Source organism: Mammaliicoccus sp. K-M42 (assembly GCF_022386375.1).
GTDB lineage: Bacteria > Bacillota > Bacilli > Staphylococcales > Staphylococcaceae > Mammaliicoccus > Mammaliicoccus fleurettii.
The window spans coordinates 1-21563 of the sequence record NZ_JAJNIS010000034.1 but is presented as its reverse complement, the minus strand read 5'-3'; the positions used below and the strand labels follow the sequence as shown (position 1 = coordinate 21563).

The window sequence follows — 21563 nt, the reverse complement described above, 5'->3', positions numbered from 1 at the left end:
ATCGAAGAGATGGGTAAAGTTGTAGATTAACTTGGTAGTTAATCGAAGAGATGGGTAAAGTTGTAGATTAACTTGGTAGTTAATCGAAGAGTTTAGTAAGAAACAACTCACTATATATGAAAAGATAGTGACTAATGTGTAACATATTGTTGAAATGGTTGATTTAAATAACACAGAGCAAAAAAGTATTAGGCTTTCAAAAAGAATTATTAAAAAGAAGAGGGAAAATAAAAGATTTGAATAAGCTAAGTGTGATTGGAAATCGAAAAGAACACTTACAATATTCATTGTGTAGTAAAAAATTCTCAAAAAAATGAAGATGGTGTTAGAAAACTATATACTCAACTCATAGAATCTAAAGTAGAAGATAATAAAGAAGAATAAAGTAATAAAAGTGTAAGAAAGAAAATATTAATATTTAACTTATGATGAGAGTATTTTGACTTACTCGTAATAAGACCATGCTGAGGTGATAAAGACTTCTTTACTATCTTCATTAACTGTATAAACTACCCTGTGTTGGTGATTAATTCTTCTAGAATAACGTTCCAAATGTTTGGGCTGTAACTTTTCAAAAGACTGATTTGGAAAATAGGGATCTTCCTTTAACGTTTCTACAATCTTTAAAAACGGGGTTTTAAGTTGTGATTGTTTGATTTTCTTTAAATCTGATTTTGCTGAGTTTTTAATAAAAACACTGTAATTACTCATTAGATATTATCCCAATCCAAGGCATCAATATCAGAATAGCCACTACTATCTTTTTCACGTTCTCTAACTTTATCCATAGTTCCTGTTGATTCAAGAAACAATGTTTCTTGAATGCTATTCCAATCTTTTTGTCCTATAATGACTGCATTATTCTCGCTTTTAGAGCCACTTATAAAAACGGGCTCATGACTATCATTAACCTGTTTAAGTAATTCATAGAATTCTTTTCTCGCATTAGTAGGCGTTTTAATATTCATTATTGATCACTACCTTTCTTTCTCTTTTATTATAACGTACTTAAAAGCGTACGTAAATTTATAGTCTAATGATAGCCTCTTTAATTTTCATGAAATTAAAGAGGCGTTTTTAGTTTTTTTACAATTTATTGATAGAATTTTGAGAAATATAAAAAACATAATAATTATACTGCTCTTTCTCATTTATCAAGGAAAGTCATTCTTTATTATTCTGTTGATCTTTATTTTTGTGCTCGTCTTTGCTCTCTTTATTTTCTTCAATCTCTACGGAACAACAAGATTGCTTTTTAGGCTTTAATTTAGAAATAGCTTTTTTAAATGCGTTTTTTTCCATTTTAACACCTCCTTATATATTGATTACTGACGCTACTTGATTCACTATTTATCCTTCTTAAATTTAAACAATCATATTTACAATTAATCCTGTAGCAATAGCTACAAAAAAAATTGCGATGACAAATGATACAACAAATTTTTTCTTAAATAACTTAGATAGCAATACAACTTCTGGAATACTTGCCCCAGCACCACCAATTATCAATGCAACAACTGTTCCTAGCGACATACCTTTTGATACTAATGCTTCAGCTATAGGCAACATTGTTTCAGGTCTGATATACATAGGAATACCAATAACAGAAGCAATGAATACAGAGATAATACCATCGCCACTTGTATATTTAGTTATAAATGTTGCAGGTACGAACCCATATATAAATGCACCAATAAACACACCAATGAATAGATAAGGTAGCATTGGGTATAAAAATGCCCACGCATCGTTTAATGCTTGTTTAAAACGAGACCCTGTTTTGTTAGCAAAAAATCCGTCTCCTTTAACATTAACTCCTTTATAACTTTCAGCTAAATTCATTTTTGAAAATATTAGACCTGTTAAAATACTAAAAATTGCTAGTACTACAAAATAAACAACAGCAACTTTCCAACCTAATAAAGCCCATAACATAAACAACATTAAAGGATTCATTAATGGTGAAGCAATCAAGAAACTCATTGCCGGTCCAAAAGGAATTTTAGAATTTAATAGACCTGCGAGTATGGGTAGTGTGGAACAGGAACAAAATGGTGTAATAGCACCAAATACCATTCCAAATATATAATTAATCGCTTGGTTAGGTTTGCTCAAAAATCTTTTAATTTTATCTTCTGAAACAACTTGTTGAATTAGACTTACAATAAAGCTCACGATTATGAATAATATTAATAATTCAAAAAACAACATTAAAAATGTTTTTATGAAATCTATAATTGAATCTAACATTAGGATAATGCCTCCGAATTTGTTTAATCAACTTTTTTTGATATATTAATCAAAAAAAGTTGATTAATTTTATATTAAAAGAAGATACTTATAATATCTTACAACAAGTATCTTCATTCAAAACTACCTGTATTTGTTGCTCATTAATTTTATAATAGTTCCATGTACCATGTTTTTCAGCAATAAGAATATTTACAGCTACTAATTTTTTTAGATGATAAGAAAGTTTTGATTGCTTTAGTTCTAATACTTTCTCCAAATCACATACACACAAAGATTTTGTATCGCTTTGACGTATTGAATGCAAAATTTTAAGTCTAATTTTATCAGCAAGTGCATTAAACATCTGTTCATAAAAATCTAATTGTTCTTCCTCAGTTCTATTAGGACTGGATTTAATTACTTCCATTGAATAATCACCTCTTTGATATTTAAATGTCTCTATTTCTGTTTAAGCTCTTTTATTGCTTGGTTAAAATGAGTTTCTGTCATTTCACCATATATATTCGTTTCACCTTTAAAAAACTCTTTCTTCATATATAATATAGCTTTTTTTAGAGAAACTTTCCTTGATATCATAATTAAATTTAAATAACTAACAAAATAATCAACTGACAGTGTACTTGCGTGATTTACTCTCATAAAATTGGACTCCTTTATAAATACTAAAACAATACATCAACTTTTCTTGATGTATTAACTATAAATAATTATTTTAATTTTTGCAAGGTATCAAAACTAGTTATTTACAACGTATCCTAATTTAATACTAGAAATAGGTGGAAACTATATAGACATAAAGCTATATAGATGATAGTCTATTTAATATCTAGGAGGTATTTTTATGTCTTATAAAGAACTATCATCAATATTCAAAATTTTATCAGATCCGAGTAGATTGGAAATACTAGATTTACTATCTTGCGGTGAGTTATGTGCTTGTGACTTGCTAGAACACTTTCAATTCTCACAACCTACGCTCAGTCATCACATGAAGTCATTAGTAGATAACGATTTAGTTACTACACGAAAAAATGGTAATAAACACATGTATCAACTTAATCACGCAATTTTAGATGATATTAATCAAAATTTAAAAGTCATTAATACATCTAATCAACGTTGTGTGTGTAAAAATATGAAATCAGGTGAATGTTGATGACAATTTTAGCAATTGTAATTTTTCTTTTAACTTTAATTTTTGTAATATGGCAACCTAAAGGCTTAGATATTGGTATTACAGCTTTAATTGGAGCTGTCGTTGCTATCATTACAGGGGTCGTAAGTTTTTCCGATGTATTAGAAGTAACTGGTATTGTTTGGAATGCTACCCTAACATTTGTAGCTGTTATTCTTATTTCATTAATATTAGATGAAATTGGTTTTTTTGAATGGTCTGCGATACATATGGTCAAGGCTTCAAACGGTAACGGATTAAAAATGTTTGTTTTTATCATGCTTTTAGGGGCAGTTGTAGCAGCATTTTTTGCAAATGATGGTGCTGCTTTAATCTTAACGCCCATTGTATTAGCGATGGTAAGGAATCTAGGATTTAATAAAAAAGTGATTTTTCCTTTTATTATTGCCAGTGGTTTTATTGCTGATACCACATCACTTCCTTTAATCGTTAGTAATTTAGTTAATATTGTTTCTGCAGATTACTTTAATATTGGGTTTATTGAGTATTTTAGTCGAATGATTATTCCTAATATATTCTCTCTGATTGCTAGTATTCTTATTTTATGGTTATATTTCAGAAAATCTATACCGAAAACATTCGATACAGAAAATCTTACAGCTCCAAAAGATGCAATTAAAGATCCGAAATTATTTAAAGTTTCATGGGTTGTATTAGCAATATTACTCGTGGGTTATCTTATAAGTGAGTTTATTCAAATTCCTGTATCAATCATTGCTGGTATTATTGCTTTTATCTTTGTGATGTTAGCTCGTAAATCTAAAGCAGTTCATACAAAACAAGTGATTAAAGGTGCACCATGGAACATCGTTCTATTTTCTATTGGTATGTATTTAGTTGTATTTGGTTTAAAAAACGTAGGTATCACAACAATTTTAGCTGATGTATTATCTAATATTTCAAGTCATGGATTATTTAGCAGTATCATGGGTATGGGCTTTATAGCAGCATTCCTATCCTCTATTATGAACAACATGCCAACTGTTTTAATAGACGCTATTGCTATTGGACAATCTAATGTAGTAGGTACTATTAAAGAGGGAATGGTATATGCGAATGTAATCGGTTCTGATTTAGGTCCTAAAATTACGCCAATTGGTTCTTTAGCAACATTATTGTGGCTCCATGTGTTAACACAAAAAGGAGTAAAGATTTCTTGGTGGACATACTTTAAAACTGGAATCATTATTACTATTCCAGTACTATTTGTAACACTTTTAGGTTTATACCTTACACTAATCATATTTTAAGAAAAGAGGGTTTATTTATGGATAAGAAGACAATTTATTTTATATGTACTGGAAACTCATGTCGTAGCCAAATGGCTGAAGGTTGGGGAAAGGAAATATTAGGAGAAGATTGGAATGTCTATTCTGCTGGTATTGAGACACATGGTGTTAACCCTAAAGCAGTAGAAGCTATGAAAGAAGTAAGTATTGATATCTCAAATCATACATCAGACTTGATTGATAATGATATCTTAAAACAATCAGATTTGGTCGTAACCTTATGTAGTGATGCAGACAATAATTGTCCTATACTACCACCAAACGTAAAAAAAGAACACTGGGGATTTGATGATCCAGCAGGTAAAGAATGGTCAGAATTCCAACGTGTTAGAGATGAAATTGGCAAAAAAATTAAAGAATTCAATAGTTGAATAAAAAATTAATCAGCGATATATAAGGAGCTCTTTATGTATAATTATATAAATATATTTTTTGTTGCATTAAAACTGGGTTTATTATCATTCGGGGGGCCAACTGCTCATTTAGGTTATTTTTATGATGAGTATGTTAAGAAAAGAAAGTGGCTTGATGAAAAGGAGTACTCCGATTTGGTAGCACTATGTCAGTTTTTACCTGGCCCTGCAAGTAGCCAAGTAGGTATTGGTATAGGAACTATAAGAGGAGGCATCGGGGGAGGTATTATCTCATTTATCGGTTTTACACTTCCTTCTGTAATTATACTGATGATATTTTCAACACTATTTACTAATAGTGATGCAAGTTTTACTTGGTTGCAAGGTTTAAAACTTGTAGCTGTTGCTATTGTCGCCCAAGCTATTATAGGAATGGGTAAAAAATTAACAAATACTAAAACTACTATTATATTAGCATTATTTGTTCTTATATTATCATTATTAATAGATAATCTTTATATACAAGTTATTGCGCTATTAATAACTGGTGTATATGGTCTCATATTTCTAAAACAAACTTCAACAGATAGAATTAAAATAAAAAGGAAATCATTTAAGTTACCAAAAAAATTAGGTTTTATTTCATTATCATTATTCTTTTTACTATTAACTGTATTACCGATAGTTAGTTCTGTGACAAATAATCTATGGTTAAAAATGTTTGATAGTTTTTATAGATCAGGTTCTTTAGTTTTTGGAGGTGGACATGTTGTCTTGCCTTTATTGAAAAATGAGTTTGTACCACAAGGATTAATATCACCCGATAACTTCATAACAGGTTATGCAGCCGCTCAAGCTGTTCCTGGTCCATTATTTACGTTTGCTTCATATATTGGTATGACTATAGCAGGCTTTGGGGGAGGACTTTTGGCTACTATTGCTATTTTCCTACCAGCGTTTCTTTTGTTATTTGGAATCTTACCATTTTGGGATGCTATTAAATCTAACACTTACGCTGAAGGATTTTTAAAAGGAATAAGCGCAGGCGTAGTCGGTATTCTTATCGCTGCTTTGTATAATCCTATTTGGACTTCAACAATTAAATCAGATTTAGATTTTGTACTAGCCAGCTCATTATTTATATTACTGATGTATTTTAAACTGCCGTCATGGTCTATTGTTTTGATAGGGATAATATTAGGTGTTTTATTTTATTAATACAAATCACAGGATGTAAATAGTACTTAAAATGCTGATAATTATATAACGAGAACTCCGGTTAAAACCTCGAAGTTCTCGTTTTTTTGATGTTAATATACACATGTAATGTTATTTCTTTTTAATATGTCAATATCATTATGCGATAAATTATAGTCAGTAATTACAGTATCTATTTCATTTAATGCTAAACTTTTATGAAGGTACTGATTGTGATATTTATCTTCTGTGACAAGTAAAACTAAGTGCTTAGAATTTCTTCTAAATGCCTGTTTTATTAATGCTTCCCCCTCAGTAGTTTCTGTTGTACCTTTCTCTAAATCAAATCCTCTGCATGAAACAAAAGATATGTCTGCATTGTATGTCAGAGCATCATTAAAAGCTTTAGATCCATTAATGGTATTTCTCTTTTTAACTACTGTTCCTCCTAAAATATTAATTTGAGCTTCTGTGAATTCTGATAAAAGTGATGCTGTGAGAACGCCATTAGTTATAATTTGTAAGCCTTCAAATTTAGATAACATTTTAATAAGGTGTAACGTAGTAGTACTGGAATCTAAAAAAATGACCATATCATCATTGATTAGTGTTTTTGCTTTTTCAGCAAGTTTATGTTTGTTATCTTGCTCATTAAAATTAATAATTTTCATTAAATAGGGCAAATCTATTTTTTGATTGTCTATAATCATAGCACCACCACGAGTTCTTCTGACTAGACCTTTTTTTTCTAATTCTATTAAATCTCTTTTGACTGTTGCTTCGCTATACTTTACTAAGTCAATTAAATCTTGAGTTCTTGCAAATTGAACTATTTTTAGATGGTTAATTATAATTTGTTGTCGTTCTTCAATAATTTTAAGCATAAAATAGACCGCCTTTATAAATTATTAATTATATAACTTTGCTTTTCCTACAGTATTCAATAAATTCATTTTATAATCAACTACTTCTTTTAATCTTGCATTTGCAATTGGATAGATTTCGTTGGGTTCATACATATTTTTATTTTCAATTAAAGTCTTTCTAATCCCTTCAAAGAATACGCTTTTCAAATCAGAACTTAAATTAACTTTTCCTACTCCATGTTGTACAGATTCACGAACTTCTTCGTCAGGGTTTCCTGAACCACCATGCAATACTATTGGTATGGATAATCTGGAATTAATTTCTTTTAGTAATTCAATATTTAATTTGGGTTGTTTACCTTTTGGATACAAACCATGAGATGTTCCTATTGCTACAGCTAAAGTGTCAATATTAGTTTCATTAACAAAGTATTCAGCTTGGTCAGGATCTGTATATATTATCTCATCCGCTCCACCCTCACTAGAACCATTATTACCAATGGTACCTAATTCTGCTTCTACTGAAACGCCAACATTATGTGCCATTTCTACAACTTTTTTAGTAATAGCTATATTATCTTCAAATGATTTTGTTGAAGCATCTATCATCACAGATGTATAACCATTTCTAATTGCTCTTGTAACATCATATAATGTGCCACCATGATCCAAGTGAATTACAACAGGAACTTTACTATTTAAAGCATATGCTCTAACTACAGAAACAAAGTGGTTTCCAAGATATTCAATTTCATCAGGATGTATTTCTAGAATAACAGGGGCATCAAGATATTCTGCTTTTTCCATAATGGATTTAAGCATGTCAAAGCTACATATGTTAAAAGCTGGAACTGCGAATTGATTATCATTTGCTACTTTTAGTAAGTCTTTCATATTATATAACATTAAATCTCCACCTTATTTATATTAAATTAATTAAATCTTATTAATTTGTTCTTCTGAAATCTTTTTCTTTAATAATCCTACAGATAATGCAGTGACAAGCGTTCCACTTATAATTGCAATTAAATAAATGAATAAATGATTAATAACATTAGGTATAAACATTATCCAAATTCCGCCGTGTGGAGCTAAAGATGTTACACTTGCTCCCATGGATATTGCAGCAGCAGTAGCAGAACCTAATATTAAACTTGGTATAACCCGTAGAGGATCAGCAACGGCAAATGGTATAGCACCTTCAGTAATATATGAGGCGCCTAACACCCAACAAGATTTTCCTGAACTTCTTTCCTCTAGAGTGAACTTGTTTTTAAATATTAGAGTTGCTAATGCTAAACCTAGAGGGGGCGTCATACCTGCTACCATACATGCTGGAATAGGGGCAGTAACACCAGCTGACATCAATCCGATAGAAAATGTTGAAATAGATTTATTGATTGGTCCACCCATATCAGCAGCCATCATTGCTCCAATCAATAATCCGAATAAAATTCCAGAAGATTGACCTAAGCTATTTAACCAATGTGTTAAAGTATCAAGTAACCATGCAATAGGGGTATTAATAAGGAATATCATAGAAAGCCCAACTATTAAAATAGAAACTAAAGGTACAATAATGAGTTGATAAAGTGCTGAAATAGATTTTGGTATTTTAACTTTATTAGCCAAAGCATCAGTTACATAACCAGCGATGAGCCCACTGATCATTCCTCCCAAAAATCCTGAACCATCCACGGTTGCTAGAGTACCTGCCACTAACCCAGGAGCAAATCCGGCTCGCCCCGCAATTGAAGATGCAATACCAGCGGATAAGGCTGGCACCATTAATTGAAAAGCGGTGTCACCACCAATTTTAGAAAGCGCAGCTGCTAATTTATTATATGATTCTGAATTAGGATCAGATGCATTGATCCCAAAGGCGAAACTAATAGCTATTAAAATCCCGTCTGCTATTACAAAGGGGAGCATATAATTTACACCGTTCATAAAATGATTATAAATGCCAGTTTTGTTTGTAGATCCGTTCTTTTCATTATTATCTTCAATGTATATGGTTTCAATATCATTCAAACCATCATTTATTACATTTTCAGGATTCTTAATAGCTTGTGCAGTTGAAATTTTTTTAACTTTTTTACCACCGAATCTATTTAAGTCAATTTCTTTATCAATAGCGAGTAAGATTAAATCGGCATTATTTATTTCTTCTTGGGTCAAAATATTCTCGATTTTTGACCCCTGAGTTTCAACTTTTATATTGTGACCAAGTGTTTTTGCTGTAACTTCTAATTTTTCTGCTGCCATATAAGTATGTGCAATTCCTGTAGGACAAGCTGTAATACCTACTATATTCATAATATTCCTCCTATACAGATAAAATTTTTGTAATTTCATCTGCTTGTTCAGCATTTTTAATATATTGGAGAAACTCTGAATCCATTAGTAATTTAGCTAATTCACTTAGTAAATCTAAATGTGATTCATGAGTGTTTCTTGGTAACGCAATAAGAAAAACTATATATATTTTTGTGTCATCTAAAGCAATATAATCAGATAACCTAGAAGTTTTTGCGAAAGTAATTATTGGTTTATTTATATATTTTGACTTTGTATGTGGTATGCCAAATCCATCTTCAATTCCCGTTGAAACAATTTCTTCCCGTTTGTATAAATCTTTTAGAAATTTTTTCTCATTCTTTAAATAACCTTATTCATTCAAAACTTCAGTTAGTGAATTAAATAGTTCATTTTTTGTAGTGATTGATTCATCAAAAACAAAAGTATCTTTATCAATAAGTTCAGTTAGTTTCGTAGTATTTCCCCCTTTCACCATTAAAAGTAAGCGCTTACTTGATGGGTACAATCATATCAATAGTATTCAAACTGTTCAATAGTTTGAATGATTTATGTCATATAGAGTAAAATGTTATACAAATCATTTATTTTAGTGAACGAAATCGTCCAAAAATTAATGTATAGATAAACTTAATACATGTTTATATGAAATTTTTGTTAAATGATATTTAGATATTACAAAAATTTCAGAAGGCTTTTGTTAAAAATCCAAATATTAGAAGTTAATAAAGATGAGCATGAGACGTAGATTAATTCGGTAGTTAATCGAAGAGATGTTGTAAGTTGTAGATTAACTCGATAGTTAATCGAAGAGATGTTGTAAGTTGTAGATTAACTCGGCAGTTAATCTAAGAGATTGGTTAAGTTGTAGATTAACTCGGTAGTTAATCGAAGACATCTCCCTAATTAATCCCGATCAATACTTAACTAATCTGTCTTCGATATATTTCTTACTATTTTTATAAGCATTAAAGTAGCGTGTTGATTTCTTATGGTGGTATAGTGTTATTTCATAAGGAGGATTTACTAAAATGAATGAAAAATATGAACCTTTATTTAAGTCTTTAAAATTACCTAATGGTGTAGAAGTTAAAAATAGATTTGTCTTAGCACCTTTAACTCATGTTTCTTCAAATGAAGATGGTACTATCTCAGATATTGAAATTCCATATATAGAAAAACGTTCTAAAGATGTAGGGATTTCTCTTACTGCTGCTAGTTATGTTGAACCTTTGGGACAAGCTTTTCCTGGACAACCTTCAGTTTCTAAAGAGGAAGATCTTCCAGGATTAACTAAGCAAGCTGAAGTGATGAAGAAAAATGGTGCGAAAGCTTTAATTCAAATTCATCATGGTGGTGCAATGTCTCTACCTGGTTTAACGCCAACTGGTGAAGCGGCTGCTCCAACTGAAGTTGCAGTACAAGGCTTTGGACAAAAAGAAAAACATACAGCTCGTGAATTAACTGTTGAAGAAATAGAACATTCTATTGAATCATTTGCTAATGCAACTAAAATAGCAATTGATGCAGGCTTTGATGGTGTTGAAATTCATGGTGCTAATCATTATTTAATTCACCAATTCTTCTCACCTTATTACAACCGTAGAGAAGATGAGTGGGGAGACCATTTAAAATATCCTTTAGCTGTTGTTGAAGCGGTTACTAAAGTAGTGCGTGAACATGCAACACCAGACTTTATTGTAGGATATCGTTTCTCTCCTGAAGAAGTTGAATCTCCAGGAATTTCTATGGAGTTAACTGAAGAGCTAGTTAAGACACTTTCAGAACAACCTATTGATTATTTACATGTTTCATTAATGGATATCCATTCTACAACAAGAGAAGGACAGTACAAAGGTGAACAACGTGTGAAATTATTATTACATTGGATCAATGGTCGTGTTCCATTAATTGGTATAGGATCAATCTTTACTGCAGATGATGCATTAGCAGCTTATGAAACAGGAGCGCCTCTAATCGCAATAGGTAGAGAATTATTACTTGATCATCAATTCGTTTCAAAAATAGAACAAGGTAAAGAAGATGAAATCGTTTCAGTATTTGATCCAGAAAGAACTGACAAACATGAATTGCCAGAACCATTATGGAAACAGTTTAACGCTGGATTTTATCCATTACCTAGAACAGATGAAAAAGCTTCAAATACTAAATAAACAATTATATATTTATAGAAATAAAAAGGCAGTGAGACAGAAATCTAATTTATTAAAAAAGATTTCTGTACCACTGCCTTATTTTATAGTTATATCTATGTCGGACTTATGATTAATGTCTTCTAATGAATCTGGATTTGTAATAGTACCAATAGGTGTATAACGATAAGTTGCATCAAACGATTTATAAAAAATCACTAAATAAGAATCTTGATATAACATAATATCACCTTTGTTAATATGCTCGACTTCTTGAGTGTTTGTAGGGAATCTCTCATTAAATTTATGATATTTCTCATTGTTATTTAAGTCATGCATCGTAATTGATAAAGGTGATTTATCTAGCAAATATTGCGCTGTTGCATTATCGAATATATTTGCTGAAAAGGTTTTTGAGTCAATAGTGAATGTAACTTCAGACATACAGATACGCTCCTTATAATAAAAATAAACGCTATAAATTAAACGCTTAAATTTGAATTAAATTGTTTTAACAACTTTAGCTGGGCTACCAGTTACAACTGTATTTGCTGGTACATCTTTTGTTACGACAGCATTCGCACCGACGATTGCATTTTCGCCAATAGTAACGCCTGGCAATACTGTAGCTGCTGCACCAATCCATGCGTTTCTTTTAATCGTAATTGGGCTCACAATCAATCCTCTACGCTGTTCAGGGTTTGTAGGATGATTGACACTAAGTAAATTAACTCTAGGTCCAATTAATACATGGTCTTCTAAAGTAATGCCTCCTAAATCTGTGAACATAACATTACTATTTATAAATACAGATTTACCAATAGATAAATGCTTTCCAAAATCTGAGTACAATGGTAAATTAACTCCAACAGAATCATCTACTTTTTGTCCTGTTATTTCTGATAATAATTTTATTGTTGAATCGTGATCATGATATTCATTGTTTAGCTTTGATATTAATTTTGAGTTAGATTCTACTATTTTATTAATTTCTTCAAAAACAGGCTCTTTCTCACTAACAACGCGTCCCCATATATTTTCGCTTAATACATTTTTAAACATATTGTTCTCCTTTTATGATGACTTTATATATTTTATTATAATTATACCCTTTAATTTGAAAATAATTTGTTATAAATGATTTTTTTAAAAAGTTACGATTTTATCCATTACCTAGAACAGATGAAAAAGCTTCAAATACTAAATAAAAATGAAAAAGGACTGAGACAAATCATTTGTCTCAGTCCTTTTTTGTTACTATTTTATTATCAAGTTATTGACCATATATAATTTTAGTCAAATAACCATTTTCATCAAAGAACGCTTTATATGAAGCCTCGTTTGTATTATAAGGAATCATTGTGCCATTGCCACTATCTGGACCTTCTTCTCCCATATCGTTAGAGGCATGAGCTTTTTTGAAAGCTTCTTTTGTTACTGTATTTGGTTTAGTTTTAAAACTTATTTGAATGACTTCGTTTTTATCATTAAAATCTACAGTCGTATCATAAACTTTTTTAGAATAGGCATAATCTTTATAAGCTTTTGGATCTACTTTATAACCATCGATGGTAACATTGTCATATTTAGATGCACGTACGAAATTATAATCTAGTGTAAAGTAAGGATCGTATGTTGTATAACCTTCGTATTTATACCAAGGAATTTGTGCGTTTGTTTCTGAAGTACTTTGTGTATTTGTACCACTAGATCCACCTACACCTTGACCCCATTTTTGAACTTGTTCTGCTGCTTGAGCTTCTGAATTACTCGTTGTCATATATGCTGCTGAAGAACCTACGACAAGTGTTGATACAATGACAGTTGATGCAAGTAATTTTCCTGCTTTACGCATAATAAATCACTCCTTAACTTTTGAGTATCTCTCAGCTATAACTGCTTAATCAATGTTCAAATACATAAATCTTTGGACAAGTTATTAAACTAGGACATCCTTCCACAAATGTTTGTGATTATCACTCCTAAAAATGTGTCAAACGCTATGACTAAGTATAATAATACACCTCGATGATACAACAAACAGTCATAAATGTAAATATATCTGGTGGATGGAAAAGTTGGTTTGTAAGTTGTAGATTAACTCAGTCGTTAATCGAAGAGATTGATTAAGTTGTAGATTAACTCAGCCGTTAATCGAAGAGATTGAGTAAGTTGTAGATTAACTCAGTCGTTAATCGAAGTGTTCCACCAAGACATAGATTAACATTATGTTAAACTAAATTTCATATAGCATTTTATTAAAAAGAGGTGTTCGGTGTGAATCAAGATGATCTTAAAAAACGTGTTGCATATGAAGCGATTAATTATATTAAAGATGGTATGGTGGTTGGTCTAGGTACGGGGTCGACTATGTATTATGCTATTCAGAGTTTAGGTGAACGTATTAAAGAAGGGTTAAATATTAAAGGTATTCCTACTTCTGAAAAGACTGCTGAATGGGCGCGTTCTAATAATATTCCGCTTACTGATTTTTCTGAAGTGAATCATTTAGATTTAGTGATTGATGGGGCGGACGAGGTTGATGAGAACTTCCAATTGATTAAAGGTGGGGGTGGTGCGCTTTTACGTGAGAAAATTGTCGCAAATGCTACGGATCAATTTATTGTGATTATTGATGAATCTAAATATGTTCAGATTTTAGGTGAGTTTAAATTACCTGTTGAAGTAGTACCTTTTGGTTGGGAAGTGACTGCTCGTGAAATTGAAGCTCTAGGTTGTAACGCTACTTTAAGAATGGACAATAACGGTATATTTTTAACTGACAATGATCATTATATTTTAGATTGTGATTTTAAAGTGATTAACAATCCGGAAAAGTTAAACCAAGACTTAATTTCTATTGTTGGAGTAGTTGAGACTGGTTTATTCATCAATATGACTCGAAAAGTCCTAATCAGTTATTCGAATTCTGGAAAAGTTATAGAAATGAATAATTAATAATAAGTTCATAGTAGTTAATAAACAGTTAATGGTTTAATGATTATATAGCGCATACACTTAACATATCAACTAAAGAGGAGATGTGTTAAATGAATTTAACTAAGACAACTATAGGTGCGTTTGCATTAACAACAACATTATTATTAGGTGCATGTGGCAATGATGACATGAAAAAAGATGAGAATATGGATACTAAAAGTGAAATGAAAGATAAAGATATGTCGAAAGACAACATGAAAGATAAAGATATGATGATGTCTGGCATGTTCAAATCTATGAATGATGAAATGGTGGAAGGTAAAGCAACGATTAAAGATAACAAATTAATGCTTACAGATTTCAAATCTTCTAAAGCACCAGATTTACACGTGTATTTAACGAAAGATGGAAATGTTGATAAGGGCATGGAAATTGATAAAGTAGATTATAACAAGATGGAACAAACTTTTGATTTAAAAGATATGGACACATCTAAATATAATGAAGTTACAATTTATTGTAAAAAAGCACATGTCGTATTCGGAAGTGCAAAATTAAAGTAAAATAACTTCAAATTCTAGGGGGAATTCAGGACAACTGAGTTTCCCCAATACTTTATTAAAAAGGAGCATGTCATGAAAAAAGTATTTCAATTTTTATGTTTAATAGTTCACTTAATGAGCGGATTGATGATTTTTATACAAGGTTATGAAAAATTCACTGGAGGATTTAGTTTAACTGGACTAACACACGTTATTGCTCAAAACGAAGATTCCCCGATGTGGTATAAGTTGATGTTTGAGTATATGATTGAACCATATACTACTTTGTGGGAGTGGGTTATTCCACTTGGAGAAATGATGATTGGTATTGCACTAGTTATTGGTTTCTTACAGAAATATGCAGCACTTTTTGGTATATTTATAATGATAAATTACATATTAGCAGATATGATTTTTACGTATCCAATTCAGTTATTAGGTTTTATTATGATTGTATTAAATATGGATAAATTACGTAATCTATCAGCATATGCTATTTATAATATGTTTATGAAAAAGGAAGCAGGATAGATAATATGGCAAATATTTTAATAGTAGATGATGAACAAGATATTTTAGATATTTGTAAGACTTATTTTGAATATGAAGGTCATCATGTCGTTATAGCATCTAATGGACAACAAGCTATAGATTTAATGAACGATGATATCGATTTAATTATTTTAGATATTATGATGCCTGAAAAGAATGGCTATGATGTTGTAAAAGAAATGAAAACTAGGCAGTTAGATATTCCTTTTATTTATTTAACTGCTAAAACACAAGAACACGATACGATATATGCATTAACATTAGGTGCTGATGATTACATTAAGAAACCATTTAGCCCACGTGAACTCGTATTAAGAGCACATAACTTATTAAATCGTACTCAAAAATTTAATCAACAAGCGTATTTAACTTTTGGATCACTACAATTATGTAAACAAGAAAAAATTATAAAAGTTAATCACGAAGAAATTGCATTAAGAGTGAAAGAATTTGATCTACTATGGTATCTCGCTGAACATGAAAAAATGGTCATATCTAAATCGGAACTGTTAGAAAAAGTATGGGGATATGATTATTATGAAGATGCCAATACAGTAAACGTACATATTCGTCGTATTAGAGAAAAGTTAGAACAACAAAATTACAATGAATTTGTTATTAAAACTGTCTGGGGTTTAGGGTATAAATTTGAAAGGGCGAAATAAATGCTAACTATTAGAACACAAATCATCACCGCATTTATAAGTAGTATCGTATTAACGACGCTTATTTTAGCAGTAGCATATAAATGGATGTGGTTTGATGCGAACACAACATTGTTACTTACCATAAGTGCCATTATTTCAAGCTGTCTTACTACATTTATATGTATTTTGTTTATCAATCCATTAGTTAAACGTATCAGATTGATGAATAAACAAACTAAATTAATTGCTAATGGAAATTATAATGAAACAAAATTAAAAATTGATAGCCCGAAAGAAATGAAAGAATTGAGCGACTCATTTAATATGATGGCTCACAATATAGAGGCTAAAATTGAACAAGTGAAACATGAGCAACAAGAAAAGAGTGAAATGGTACAAAATTTAACGCATGATTTAAAGACCCCGTTAGCTAGTATAGCTTCATATGCTGAAGGGTTGAAAGAAGGCGTGATTACTGGCTCAAGTGAGCAACAAAAAGCCTATGATGTATTAATAAAACAAGCACAAAGAATATCATATATGTTTGATGAGTTAACAAGTGTAATGGAACTCAATTTAAACAACGCAGAAACATACAAACTTGAAACGATTTATATAGATAAACTTTTTGTAACAATTTTACAATCTTACGAACGACAATTATCAACTAAAAATCGCACAATAGATGTACAGTTGTGTGAAGAAATAACGTTGATTAAACAATATAGAATTCCTCTAGAGAGAATTTTAATTAATATAATTGATAACGCATTTAAGTTTACACAAGCAGGCTCGAGAATAGAAATAAAAGTATCAAAAGAAGCGGATCATTCTATATGTATCGCTGTTTCAGATGATGGACCAGGTATAGCCGAACAACATTTAAATCGCATCTTTGATCGAACATATCGAGTTGAAGAATCAAGAAATAAAGATACAGGTGGTTCTGGTTTAGGACTCTATATCGCTAAAAATCTCGCACAACAAATGGACGGACATCTTGAAGTAGAAAGCAAAGTAGATGTAGGTACAACATTCTATTTAAAAGTGCCGATGAAATAATAAGGAATCTTCAGTTAAGAAGAAGGAGTTAAGACTATATGAGCATTAAAAAAATTTTTGAAGACAATGAGCCAATCGCACATAATAAATATAAGTATGTCCTATGGGAGTCTATACTGCTTTCAATTATATGTATGGGAACATATACAACTATAGGGTTAGCAAGTAATTTAGTTGTGCTCGCTATAGGACTCATATTATTTATAATGCTCATATATTTAATATCAAAATTTCAGTTTAAATTGATACAGTTTAAACCGCTTGAGAAAAAGCACCTATTATTTGGATTAATAGCTACAATACTATCTCTTGAAATATATTGGACCATTTCAGCTATAATAGGGCAGCCAAGTAACCAAGTGGATGTGTATAAAGATTTAAACACAATGCCGATTTTTATATCAATTATCATATTTGTAATTTTAGGACCAATATTTGAAGAACTAATATTTAGAGGATTTATTTTAAAAGGTATGTTCAAAGGACATTTGCTGGCAGGGTTTATCGTATCAAGTATCCTATTCGGACTCATTCACGGACCAACAAGTATAGGAGAATTTATAATATACTTTGCACTCGGACTCATCTTTGGCGCATTATATTTAATCACCAATCGAATCGAAATCGCCATAATGTGTCACGTATTAAACAACCTAGTACATATATTGATATTTTTGTTTGTGTATAAATAATAGATAAGCGGGCTTTAGTGTAAGGGACAAAATTCCGAGAAAAGTCCGTAAGAGGTGTTGTTAGGGACAAAATTCCGAGAAAAGTCCGTAAGAGGTATCGTTAGGGACAAAATTCCGAAAAATGTCCGTAAGAGTGTGTGTTAGGGACAAAATTCTGAGTAATGTCCGTAAGAGGTGTCGTAAGGGACATAATTCCGAGAAAAGTCCGTAAGAGGTGTCGTTAGAGACAAAATTCCGAGAAAAGTCCGTAAGAGGTGCTGTTAAGGAGCACAATTCAGAATTCTGCCAGTAAGAAGAGTCTAAGGAGCACAATTCAGAATTTTGCTAATAAGAACAGTCTAAGGAGCACAATTCAGAATTCTGCTAGTAAGAACAATCTAAGGAGCATAATTCAGAATTCTGCCAGTAAGAACAGTCTAAGGAGCACAATTCAGAATTCTGCCAGTAAGAACAGTCTAAGGAGCACAATTCGGAATTCTGCTAGTAAGAACAATCTAAGGAGCACAATTCAGAATTCTGCCAGTAAGCGCAACCCCACCAACCGCACCCCCACTAAGCACAACCTCAGAATCACACTAAAAAAGGTCTAACCAATATAATGAACGGATCTTCTCAAAGTTTGGCACTATTTAGTGTCTACTTGAAAGGGGATGTTCAAATTGGTTAGACCTTTTGTTACTTAGTAGTCATTTTTTTGGCTAAGTCTTTTATTGTTGTTTTATTGAGTTCTTCGATAATTTTTAAATCTACTTCAGTATAAATTTCATCTAATGCTGTTTGTATATTTTTACCTATTAAGCAGTCTGGGTTTGTGTCTTGGTGTATTTTAGCGAAATGTTCTTCTTCTTGTATGAGATGGTATACGTCGCCTAATGCTATTTGATCGGCTGATTTAGATAGTTTGTAACCTGATTTACCTTGTTGACTATCTATTAAATTACCGTTCTTTAAAAATTTACATATTTTTCTTACGAGTGTAGGGTTACTGTTAATGCTACTTGCTATATATTTACTTGAGATTGGTTCGTCATTTATTGATAGCAAAGATAGTATATGGATTGCGACCGATATTTGTGTATTCACGCTTTATCACCTCTTAGATTCATTATTTATTATAACTTTCAAAGATGATAAAAGCGATAAGAATTGGAAATTATTTTGAAACTACAGAAATTCTTTCTTGTACATGGTTGCCTTCAGTTGCTTCGTCTATTAATGCAATAGCAAAGTCTGCATAACTTATTTTACTTTCACCTTTGCTGTTTAATGTTAATTTTTCTCCAGCAAGTATATAGTCTCCTGATCTTTTTCCGTCAGCTATAAATTCTGCTGCTGGACTTACAAACGTCCAACGTACATCATCTCTTTTACGAAGATCGTCTAGTGCTTTTCCTTGAGCTGTTGAAAGTGGTTTATAAGCATCTGGAAAGTCAGGAGTGTTATATAGTTGCGTCTCTAATTGCTCATCAACATATAAACTACCAGCGCCTCCAACAACGATTAGTCTTGTATTTGTATTTGATAAAATATCACTTAAATGTTGGATAGTGTCTTGGTGTAAATGAAGTTTATCTTCTCTAAATTCACCAAAAGCATCGATTACAACGTCAAATTGTGTTAAATCTTCAGTTGTTAATTCAAAAATATCTTTAATAATAGATTGTTTAGCAATAGTTTTATTTTCATTACGTACGATTGCAGTAACATCTAAATTTCTATTCACTGCTTCTTCTGTTATCAGTTTACCTGATTTACCATTTGCTGCGATTACGCCAATTTTCATTTTAAAAAACCTCACTTGTATTTAATTTGAATACAAGTTAAGTATAATATGTCTCATTGTGTTTGTCAAAAAGCGTGATTCATAAAAAAAGACTGCTATGCGGATATCCACATAGCAGTCTTTGATATGATATTAAATCTTACCACCAATTGTTAGCTTGACGGAATGCAATTGCAGCTTCTACTGAACCATAACGTTCTTTAGCATAGTTAATCATGCCTTTAGTTTGTTCAGTAACACTACCAGTACCCCATGCTTCTTTAGTTTGACCAAGACCTCTATATCCTAGTTCATTAACAGCGTTAGGGTTACCACTTGATTCAGGCATTACAATATTATCCCATAATGCTTTTGTACCACCAGCAGCAATAAATTCTTTGTATACTTCGTTTGTATTAGATGTATCGGCTACTTGTGTAGTTGTATAGTTAGTATTTTGAGTTGAGTAGTTTGTATTTTCACTTGCATCTGCTTGTGCTCCAAAACCAGAAGCAATAATTCCTGCTACAGCTGTTGTTGCAAATAATAATTTTTTCATAATAAAATTTTCCTCCATAAGCAATAAATTAAATTTATATATTTTGTCTCTTGATTACTTTATACACTTTAACATCAATTTTGATATCATAGGTTACAGTAGAATAAAAAAGAAATTTCTTTTATGACAGGAATATTAAAAGAATTATGGATTTATGACAGTCTGTAATTTTTCAAAAAATAGAAAAAAGAGGTATGACTTATGGAAAGAATTAAACTAAAAATGTTCAGAAATAACTTAGAAAATTTCCCTCAATTCGAATTACCAGAAGGATATACGATAAGAATGTTTAGACAAGGCGACGAACACAATTGGGCTAAAGTTGAAACTGCAGCTGGAGAATTTAAAGATACTGATGAAGCACTAAAAAGATTCAATAAAGAATTCGGGTCTAATATAGAAGAAATGAAATATAGATGTCTTTTTATAGAGAATAAAAGTGGAGAAGTAATAGGTACAACAACAGCATGGTTTGGTCATTTAGAAGGCATAGGAGAAAATTTAGGAAGAATACACTTTGTAGCAATTAAACCAGAATATCAAGGAAAGAAACTATCGAAGCCGTTATTAAGCACAGCATTGAATAAAATGATTGAACTTGGCCATGAGCAAGTATATTTAACAACACAAACGACAAGTTATCCAGCTATAAATATGTATTTAAATTACGGATTCGAACCATATGATACAGAAGGACAAGATCAAAAAGGCTGGATGATGATGGAAGAAGTATTAGATAGGAAGCTAGATATATAGAAGAGAAGTAATGAGGATGAGGGTGTGTCCGTGAATTTATCAAGACGAGTCCGACATGATAAATAGAGCGGTTGAATTTATCAAGACGAGTCGAACATGATAAATAGAGCGGTTGAATATTGCAAGACAGGGTCGACTAGCGACATAGAGCGACTGAATATTGCAAGACAGGGTCGACTAGCAACATAGAGCGGCTGAAAATTGCAAGACAGGGTCGACAAGCAACATAGAGCGACTGAATATTGCAAGACAGGTCCGACTAGCGAATATGTCCATATAATTGTGTAATAAAATAAGAGCCATATATAGCTCACTTTAGTACAATGTAATCGACTAAGAAAAAATTGTAGAGGTGACTATATATGACTCAATTAAATATTAACGTAGACTTTGAAGAATTGGCAAGTGCTATATTTGAAAGTAACT

At 31.3% G+C, this 21563-nt stretch carries 28 protein-coding genes and 1 pseudogene; 12 read left to right on the top strand and 17 right to left on the bottom strand.

The genetic code is table 11. From position 1 onward, the window contains the following. Window positions 1-444 precede the first annotated feature (444 nt). The 6 genes from LQ668_RS12055 to LQ668_RS12030 all read right to left on the bottom strand — a co-directional run bounded on the left by LQ668_RS12055 (window position 445) and on the right by LQ668_RS12030 (window position 2892). Window positions 445-711, bottom strand: a complete 267-nt coding sequence (locus LQ668_RS12055; RefSeq protein WP_078357915.1) for a Txe/YoeB family addiction module toxin — start codon at window positions 709-711, stop codon at window positions 445-447. After that, window positions 711-968: a type II toxin-antitoxin system Phd/YefM family antitoxin gene (locus LQ668_RS12050; protein ID WP_107509201.1), complete on the bottom strand. Its 258-nt coding sequence runs from the start codon at window positions 966-968 to the stop codon at window positions 711-713. The genes LQ668_RS12055 and LQ668_RS12050 overlap by 1 nt, the downstream gene beginning before the upstream one ends. A gap of 196 nt (window positions 969-1164) precedes the next feature. Then, the gene (locus tag LQ668_RS12045) at window positions 1165-1302 is read right to left on the bottom strand and encodes a hypothetical protein (protein ID WP_203154007.1); all 138 of its coding nucleotides are present in this window, start codon (window positions 1300-1302) and stop codon (window positions 1165-1167) included. 63 nt (window positions 1303-1365) lie between these two features. Continuing rightward, the gene (locus tag LQ668_RS12040) at window positions 1366-2250 is read right to left on the bottom strand and encodes a permease (RefSeq protein WP_239776045.1); all 885 of its coding nucleotides are present in this window, start codon (window positions 2248-2250) and stop codon (window positions 1366-1368) included. 88 nt (window positions 2251-2338) lie between these two features. Continuing rightward, window positions 2339-2659, bottom strand: a complete 321-nt coding sequence (locus LQ668_RS12035) for an ArsR/SmtB family transcription factor (RefSeq protein WP_078357918.1) — start codon at window positions 2657-2659, stop codon at window positions 2339-2341. Between the two features lie 32 nt (window positions 2660-2691). Continuing rightward, window positions 2692-2892 (bottom strand): hypothetical protein, encoded by a 201-nt coding sequence (locus LQ668_RS12030; protein WP_078357919.1) that lies wholly within the window; start codon window positions 2890-2892, stop codon window positions 2692-2694. A 202-nt stretch (window positions 2893-3094) separates the two neighbouring features. On the opposite strand from LQ668_RS12030, the gene LQ668_RS12025 reads away from it, so the two are divergent. The 4 genes from LQ668_RS12025 to chrA are packed head-to-tail and all read left to right on the top strand — an operon-like array spanning window position 3095 to window position 6308. Then, window positions 3095-3409, top strand: coding sequence for an ArsR/SmtB family transcription factor (locus LQ668_RS12025; RefSeq protein WP_119634394.1), 315 nt, complete (start codon window positions 3095-3097; stop codon window positions 3407-3409). Beyond that, on the top strand, window positions 3409-4698 hold the full coding sequence (gene arsB / locus LQ668_RS12020) for an arsenite efflux transporter membrane subunit ArsB (RefSeq protein WP_078357921.1): 1290 nt from the start codon (window positions 3409-3411) through the stop codon (window positions 4696-4698). Before LQ668_RS12025 ends, arsB begins: the two co-directional genes overlap by 1 nt. 17 nt (window positions 4699-4715) lie before the next feature. Further along, complete coding sequence (gene arsC, locus LQ668_RS12015) at window positions 4716-5108, top strand: arsenate reductase (thioredoxin) (RefSeq protein ID WP_078357922.1); 393 nt, start codon at window positions 4716-4718, stop codon at window positions 5106-5108. A 36-nt stretch (window positions 5109-5144) separates the two neighbouring features. Further along, window positions 5145-6308, top strand: a complete 1164-nt coding sequence (chrA, locus tag LQ668_RS12010) for a chromate efflux transporter (protein ID WP_078357923.1) — start codon at window positions 5145-5147, stop codon at window positions 6306-6308. A 92-nt stretch (window positions 6309-6400) separates the two neighbouring features. On the opposite strand, the gene LQ668_RS12005 is transcribed toward chrA, so the two are convergent. The 5 genes and pseudogenes from LQ668_RS12005 to LQ668_RS12410 all read right to left on the bottom strand — a co-directional run bounded on the left by LQ668_RS12005 (window position 6401) and on the right by LQ668_RS12410 (window position 9950). Then, a complete protein-coding gene (locus tag LQ668_RS12005) occupies window positions 6401-7171 on the bottom strand; it encodes a DeoR/GlpR family DNA-binding transcription regulator (protein ID WP_115337807.1) in 771 nt (256 codons plus the stop codon). Between the two features lie 24 nt (window positions 7172-7195). Then, complete coding sequence (locus tag LQ668_RS12000) at window positions 7196-8059, bottom strand: ketose-bisphosphate aldolase (protein WP_078357925.1); 864 nt, start codon at window positions 8057-8059, stop codon at window positions 7196-7198. A 30-nt stretch (window positions 8060-8089) separates the two neighbouring features. Further along, window positions 8090-9472: a PTS fructose transporter subunit IIC gene (locus LQ668_RS11995; RefSeq protein WP_239776044.1), complete on the bottom strand. Its 1383-nt coding sequence runs from the start codon at window positions 9470-9472 to the stop codon at window positions 8090-8092. 10 nt (window positions 9473-9482) lie between these two features. Continuing rightward, a pseudogene (locus tag LQ668_RS12500) lies at window positions 9483-9812 on the bottom strand (PTS sugar transporter subunit IIA); the annotation flags it as partial. Between the two features lie 12 nt (window positions 9813-9824). After that, window positions 9825-9950: a hypothetical protein gene (locus tag LQ668_RS12410; protein ID WP_275583902.1), complete on the bottom strand. Its 126-nt coding sequence runs from the start codon at window positions 9948-9950 to the stop codon at window positions 9825-9827. Between the two features lie 553 nt (window positions 9951-10503). Here LQ668_RS12410 and LQ668_RS11990 point away from each other — a divergent pair. Then, entirely contained in the window at window positions 10504-11646 is a 1143-nt protein-coding gene (locus LQ668_RS11990; protein WP_203154010.1) for an NADH-dependent flavin oxidoreductase, read from the top strand. A gap of 78 nt (window positions 11647-11724) precedes the next feature. Here the strand turns inward: LQ668_RS11990 and LQ668_RS11985 are convergent, their stop codons facing one another. The 3 genes from LQ668_RS11985 to isaB all read right to left on the bottom strand — a co-directional run bounded on the left by LQ668_RS11985 (window position 11725) and on the right by isaB (window position 13480). Further along, complete coding sequence (locus LQ668_RS11985; RefSeq protein WP_203154011.1) at window positions 11725-12069, bottom strand: cyclophilin-like fold protein; 345 nt, start codon at window positions 12067-12069, stop codon at window positions 11725-11727. Between the two features lie 57 nt (window positions 12070-12126). Beyond that, window positions 12127-12687 carry a DapH/DapD/GlmU-related protein gene (locus LQ668_RS11980; protein WP_107509209.1) on the bottom strand — a complete coding sequence of 187 codons (561 nt, stop codon included), beginning with the start codon at window positions 12685-12687 and terminating at the stop codon, window positions 12127-12129. A 211-nt stretch (window positions 12688-12898) separates the two neighbouring features. After that, on the bottom strand, window positions 12899-13480 hold the full coding sequence (gene isaB / locus LQ668_RS11975; protein WP_203154014.1) for an immunodominant staphylococcal antigen IsaB family protein: 582 nt from the start codon (window positions 13478-13480) through the stop codon (window positions 12899-12901). 422 nt (window positions 13481-13902) lie between these two features. Here isaB and rpiA point away from each other — a divergent pair, with 422 nt between their 5' ends. The 6 genes from rpiA (at window position 13903) to LQ668_RS11945 (ending at window position 18060) form a co-directional block, all read left to right on the top strand. Beyond that, window positions 13903-14583 (top strand): ribose-5-phosphate isomerase RpiA, encoded by a 681-nt coding sequence (rpiA, locus tag LQ668_RS11970; protein WP_203154016.1) that lies wholly within the window; start codon window positions 13903-13905, stop codon window positions 14581-14583. 92 nt (window positions 14584-14675) lie between these two features. Further along, complete coding sequence (locus tag LQ668_RS11965; protein WP_078357931.1) at window positions 14676-15128, top strand: DM13 domain-containing protein; 453 nt, start codon at window positions 14676-14678, stop codon at window positions 15126-15128. Window positions 15129-15200: 72 nt separating this feature from the next. Further along, window positions 15201-15638 (top strand): DoxX family membrane protein, encoded by a 438-nt coding sequence (locus tag LQ668_RS11960; RefSeq protein ID WP_239776042.1) that lies wholly within the window; start codon window positions 15201-15203, stop codon window positions 15636-15638. 5 nt (window positions 15639-15643) lie between these two features. Continuing rightward, window positions 15644-16324, top strand: coding sequence for a response regulator transcription factor (locus tag LQ668_RS11955; protein WP_239776040.1), 681 nt, complete (start codon window positions 15644-15646; stop codon window positions 16322-16324). Beyond that, window positions 16325-17368 (top strand): HAMP domain-containing sensor histidine kinase, encoded by a 1044-nt coding sequence (locus LQ668_RS11950; protein ID WP_119634384.1) that lies wholly within the window; start codon window positions 16325-16327, stop codon window positions 17366-17368. Window positions 17369-17406: 38 nt separating this feature from the next. Continuing rightward, the gene (locus LQ668_RS11945) at window positions 17407-18060 is read left to right on the top strand and encodes a CPBP family intramembrane glutamic endopeptidase (RefSeq protein WP_119634383.1); all 654 of its coding nucleotides are present in this window, start codon (window positions 17407-17409) and stop codon (window positions 18058-18060) included. 675 nt (window positions 18061-18735) lie between these two features. Here the strand turns inward: LQ668_RS11945 and LQ668_RS11940 are convergent. The 3 genes from LQ668_RS11940 to LQ668_RS11930 all read right to left on the bottom strand — a co-directional run bounded on the left by LQ668_RS11940 (window position 18736) and on the right by LQ668_RS11930 (window position 20381). Continuing rightward, window positions 18736-19143 carry an Rrf2 family transcriptional regulator gene (locus LQ668_RS11940; protein ID WP_119634382.1) on the bottom strand — a complete coding sequence of 136 codons (408 nt, stop codon included), beginning with the start codon at window positions 19141-19143 and terminating at the stop codon, window positions 18736-18738. Window positions 19144-19213: 70 nt separating this feature from the next. Beyond that, complete coding sequence (locus tag LQ668_RS11935) at window positions 19214-19843, bottom strand: NAD(P)-dependent oxidoreductase (protein ID WP_078357937.1); 630 nt, start codon at window positions 19841-19843, stop codon at window positions 19214-19216. 139 nt (window positions 19844-19982) lie between these two features. Then, entirely contained in the window at window positions 19983-20381 is a 399-nt protein-coding gene (locus tag LQ668_RS11930) for an aggregation-promoting factor C-terminal-like domain-containing protein (protein ID WP_119634381.1), read from the bottom strand. Window positions 20382-20582: 201 nt separating this feature from the next. Here LQ668_RS11930 and LQ668_RS11925 point away from each other — a divergent pair, with 201 nt between their 5' ends. Continuing rightward, entirely contained in the window at window positions 20583-21137 is a 555-nt protein-coding gene (locus LQ668_RS11925) for a GNAT family N-acetyltransferase (RefSeq protein WP_107509218.1), read from the top strand. Window positions 21138-21563 lie beyond the last annotated feature (426 nt).

What these genes read in the sequence shown, in the direction of transcription:
- LQ668_RS12055 (WP_078357915.1), bottom strand. Translation starts at nt 711, where the DNA reads ATGAGTAATTACAGTGTTTTTATTAAAAACTCAGCAAAATCAGATTTA.
- LQ668_RS12050 (WP_107509201.1), bottom strand. Translation starts at nt 968, where the DNA reads ATGAATATTAAAACGCCTACTAATGCGAGAAAAGAATTCTATGAATTA.
- LQ668_RS12045 (WP_203154007.1), bottom strand. Translation starts at nt 1,302, where the DNA reads ATGGAAAAAAACGCATTTAAAAAAGCTATTTCTAAATTAAAGCCTAAA.
- LQ668_RS12040 (WP_239776045.1), bottom strand. Translation starts at nt 2,250, where the DNA reads ATGTTAGATTCAATTATAGATTTCATAAAAACATTTTTAATGTTGTTT.
- LQ668_RS12035 (WP_078357918.1), bottom strand. Translation starts at nt 2,659, where the DNA reads ATGGAAGTAATTAAATCCAGTCCTAATAGAACTGAGGAAGAACAATTA.
- LQ668_RS12030 (WP_078357919.1), bottom strand. Translation starts at nt 2,892, where the DNA reads ATGAGAGTAAATCACGCAAGTACACTGTCAGTTGATTATTTTGTTAGT.
- LQ668_RS12025 (WP_119634394.1), top strand. Translation starts at nt 3,095, where the DNA reads ATGTCTTATAAAGAACTATCATCAATATTCAAAATTTTATCAGATCCG.
- arsB (WP_078357921.1), top strand. Translation starts at nt 3,409, where the DNA reads ATGACAATTTTAGCAATTGTAATTTTTCTTTTAACTTTAATTTTTGTA.
- arsC (WP_078357922.1), top strand. Translation starts at nt 4,716, where the DNA reads ATGGATAAGAAGACAATTTATTTTATATGTACTGGAAACTCATGTCGT.
- chrA (WP_078357923.1), top strand. Translation starts at nt 5,145, where the DNA reads ATGTATAATTATATAAATATATTTTTTGTTGCATTAAAACTGGGTTTA.
- LQ668_RS12005 (WP_115337807.1), bottom strand. Translation starts at nt 7,171, where the DNA reads ATGCTTAAAATTATTGAAGAACGACAACAAATTATAATTAACCATCTA.
- LQ668_RS12000 (WP_078357925.1), bottom strand. Translation starts at nt 8,059, where the DNA reads ATGTTATATAATATGAAAGACTTACTAAAAGTAGCAAATGATAATCAA.
- LQ668_RS11995 (WP_239776044.1), bottom strand. Translation starts at nt 9,472, where the DNA reads ATGAATATAGTAGGTATTACAGCTTGTCCTACAGGAATTGCACATACT.
- LQ668_RS12410 (WP_275583902.1), bottom strand. Translation starts at nt 9,950, where the DNA reads ATGGTGAAAGGGGGAAATACTACGAAACTAACTGAACTTATTGATAAA.
- LQ668_RS11990 (WP_203154010.1), top strand. Translation starts at nt 10,504, where the DNA reads ATGAATGAAAAATATGAACCTTTATTTAAGTCTTTAAAATTACCTAAT.
- LQ668_RS11985 (WP_203154011.1), bottom strand. Translation starts at nt 12,069, where the DNA reads ATGTCTGAAGTTACATTCACTATTGACTCAAAAACCTTTTCAGCAAAT.
- LQ668_RS11980 (WP_107509209.1), bottom strand. Translation starts at nt 12,687, where the DNA reads ATGTTTAAAAATGTATTAAGCGAAAATATATGGGGACGCGTTGTTAGT.
- isaB (WP_203154014.1), bottom strand. Translation starts at nt 13,480, where the DNA reads ATGCGTAAAGCAGGAAAATTACTTGCATCAACTGTCATTGTATCAACA.
- LQ668_RS11965 (WP_078357931.1), top strand. Translation starts at nt 14,676, where the DNA reads ATGAATTTAACTAAGACAACTATAGGTGCGTTTGCATTAACAACAACA.
- LQ668_RS11960 (WP_239776042.1), top strand. Translation starts at nt 15,201, where the DNA reads ATGAAAAAAGTATTTCAATTTTTATGTTTAATAGTTCACTTAATGAGC.
- LQ668_RS11955 (WP_239776040.1), top strand. Translation starts at nt 15,644, where the DNA reads ATGGCAAATATTTTAATAGTAGATGATGAACAAGATATTTTAGATATT.
- LQ668_RS11950 (WP_119634384.1), top strand. Translation starts at nt 16,325, where the DNA reads ATGCTAACTATTAGAACACAAATCATCACCGCATTTATAAGTAGTATC.
- LQ668_RS11945 (WP_119634383.1), top strand. Translation starts at nt 17,407, where the DNA reads ATGAGCATTAAAAAAATTTTTGAAGACAATGAGCCAATCGCACATAAT.
- LQ668_RS11935 (WP_078357937.1), bottom strand. Translation starts at nt 19,843, where the DNA reads ATGAAAATTGGCGTAATCGCAGCAAATGGTAAATCAGGTAAACTGATA.
- LQ668_RS11930 (WP_119634381.1), bottom strand. Translation starts at nt 20,381, where the DNA reads ATGAAAAAATTATTATTTGCAACAACAGCTGTAGCAGGAATTATTGCT.
- LQ668_RS11925 (WP_107509218.1), top strand. Translation starts at nt 20,583, where the DNA reads ATGGAAAGAATTAAACTAAAAATGTTCAGAAATAACTTAGAAAATTTC.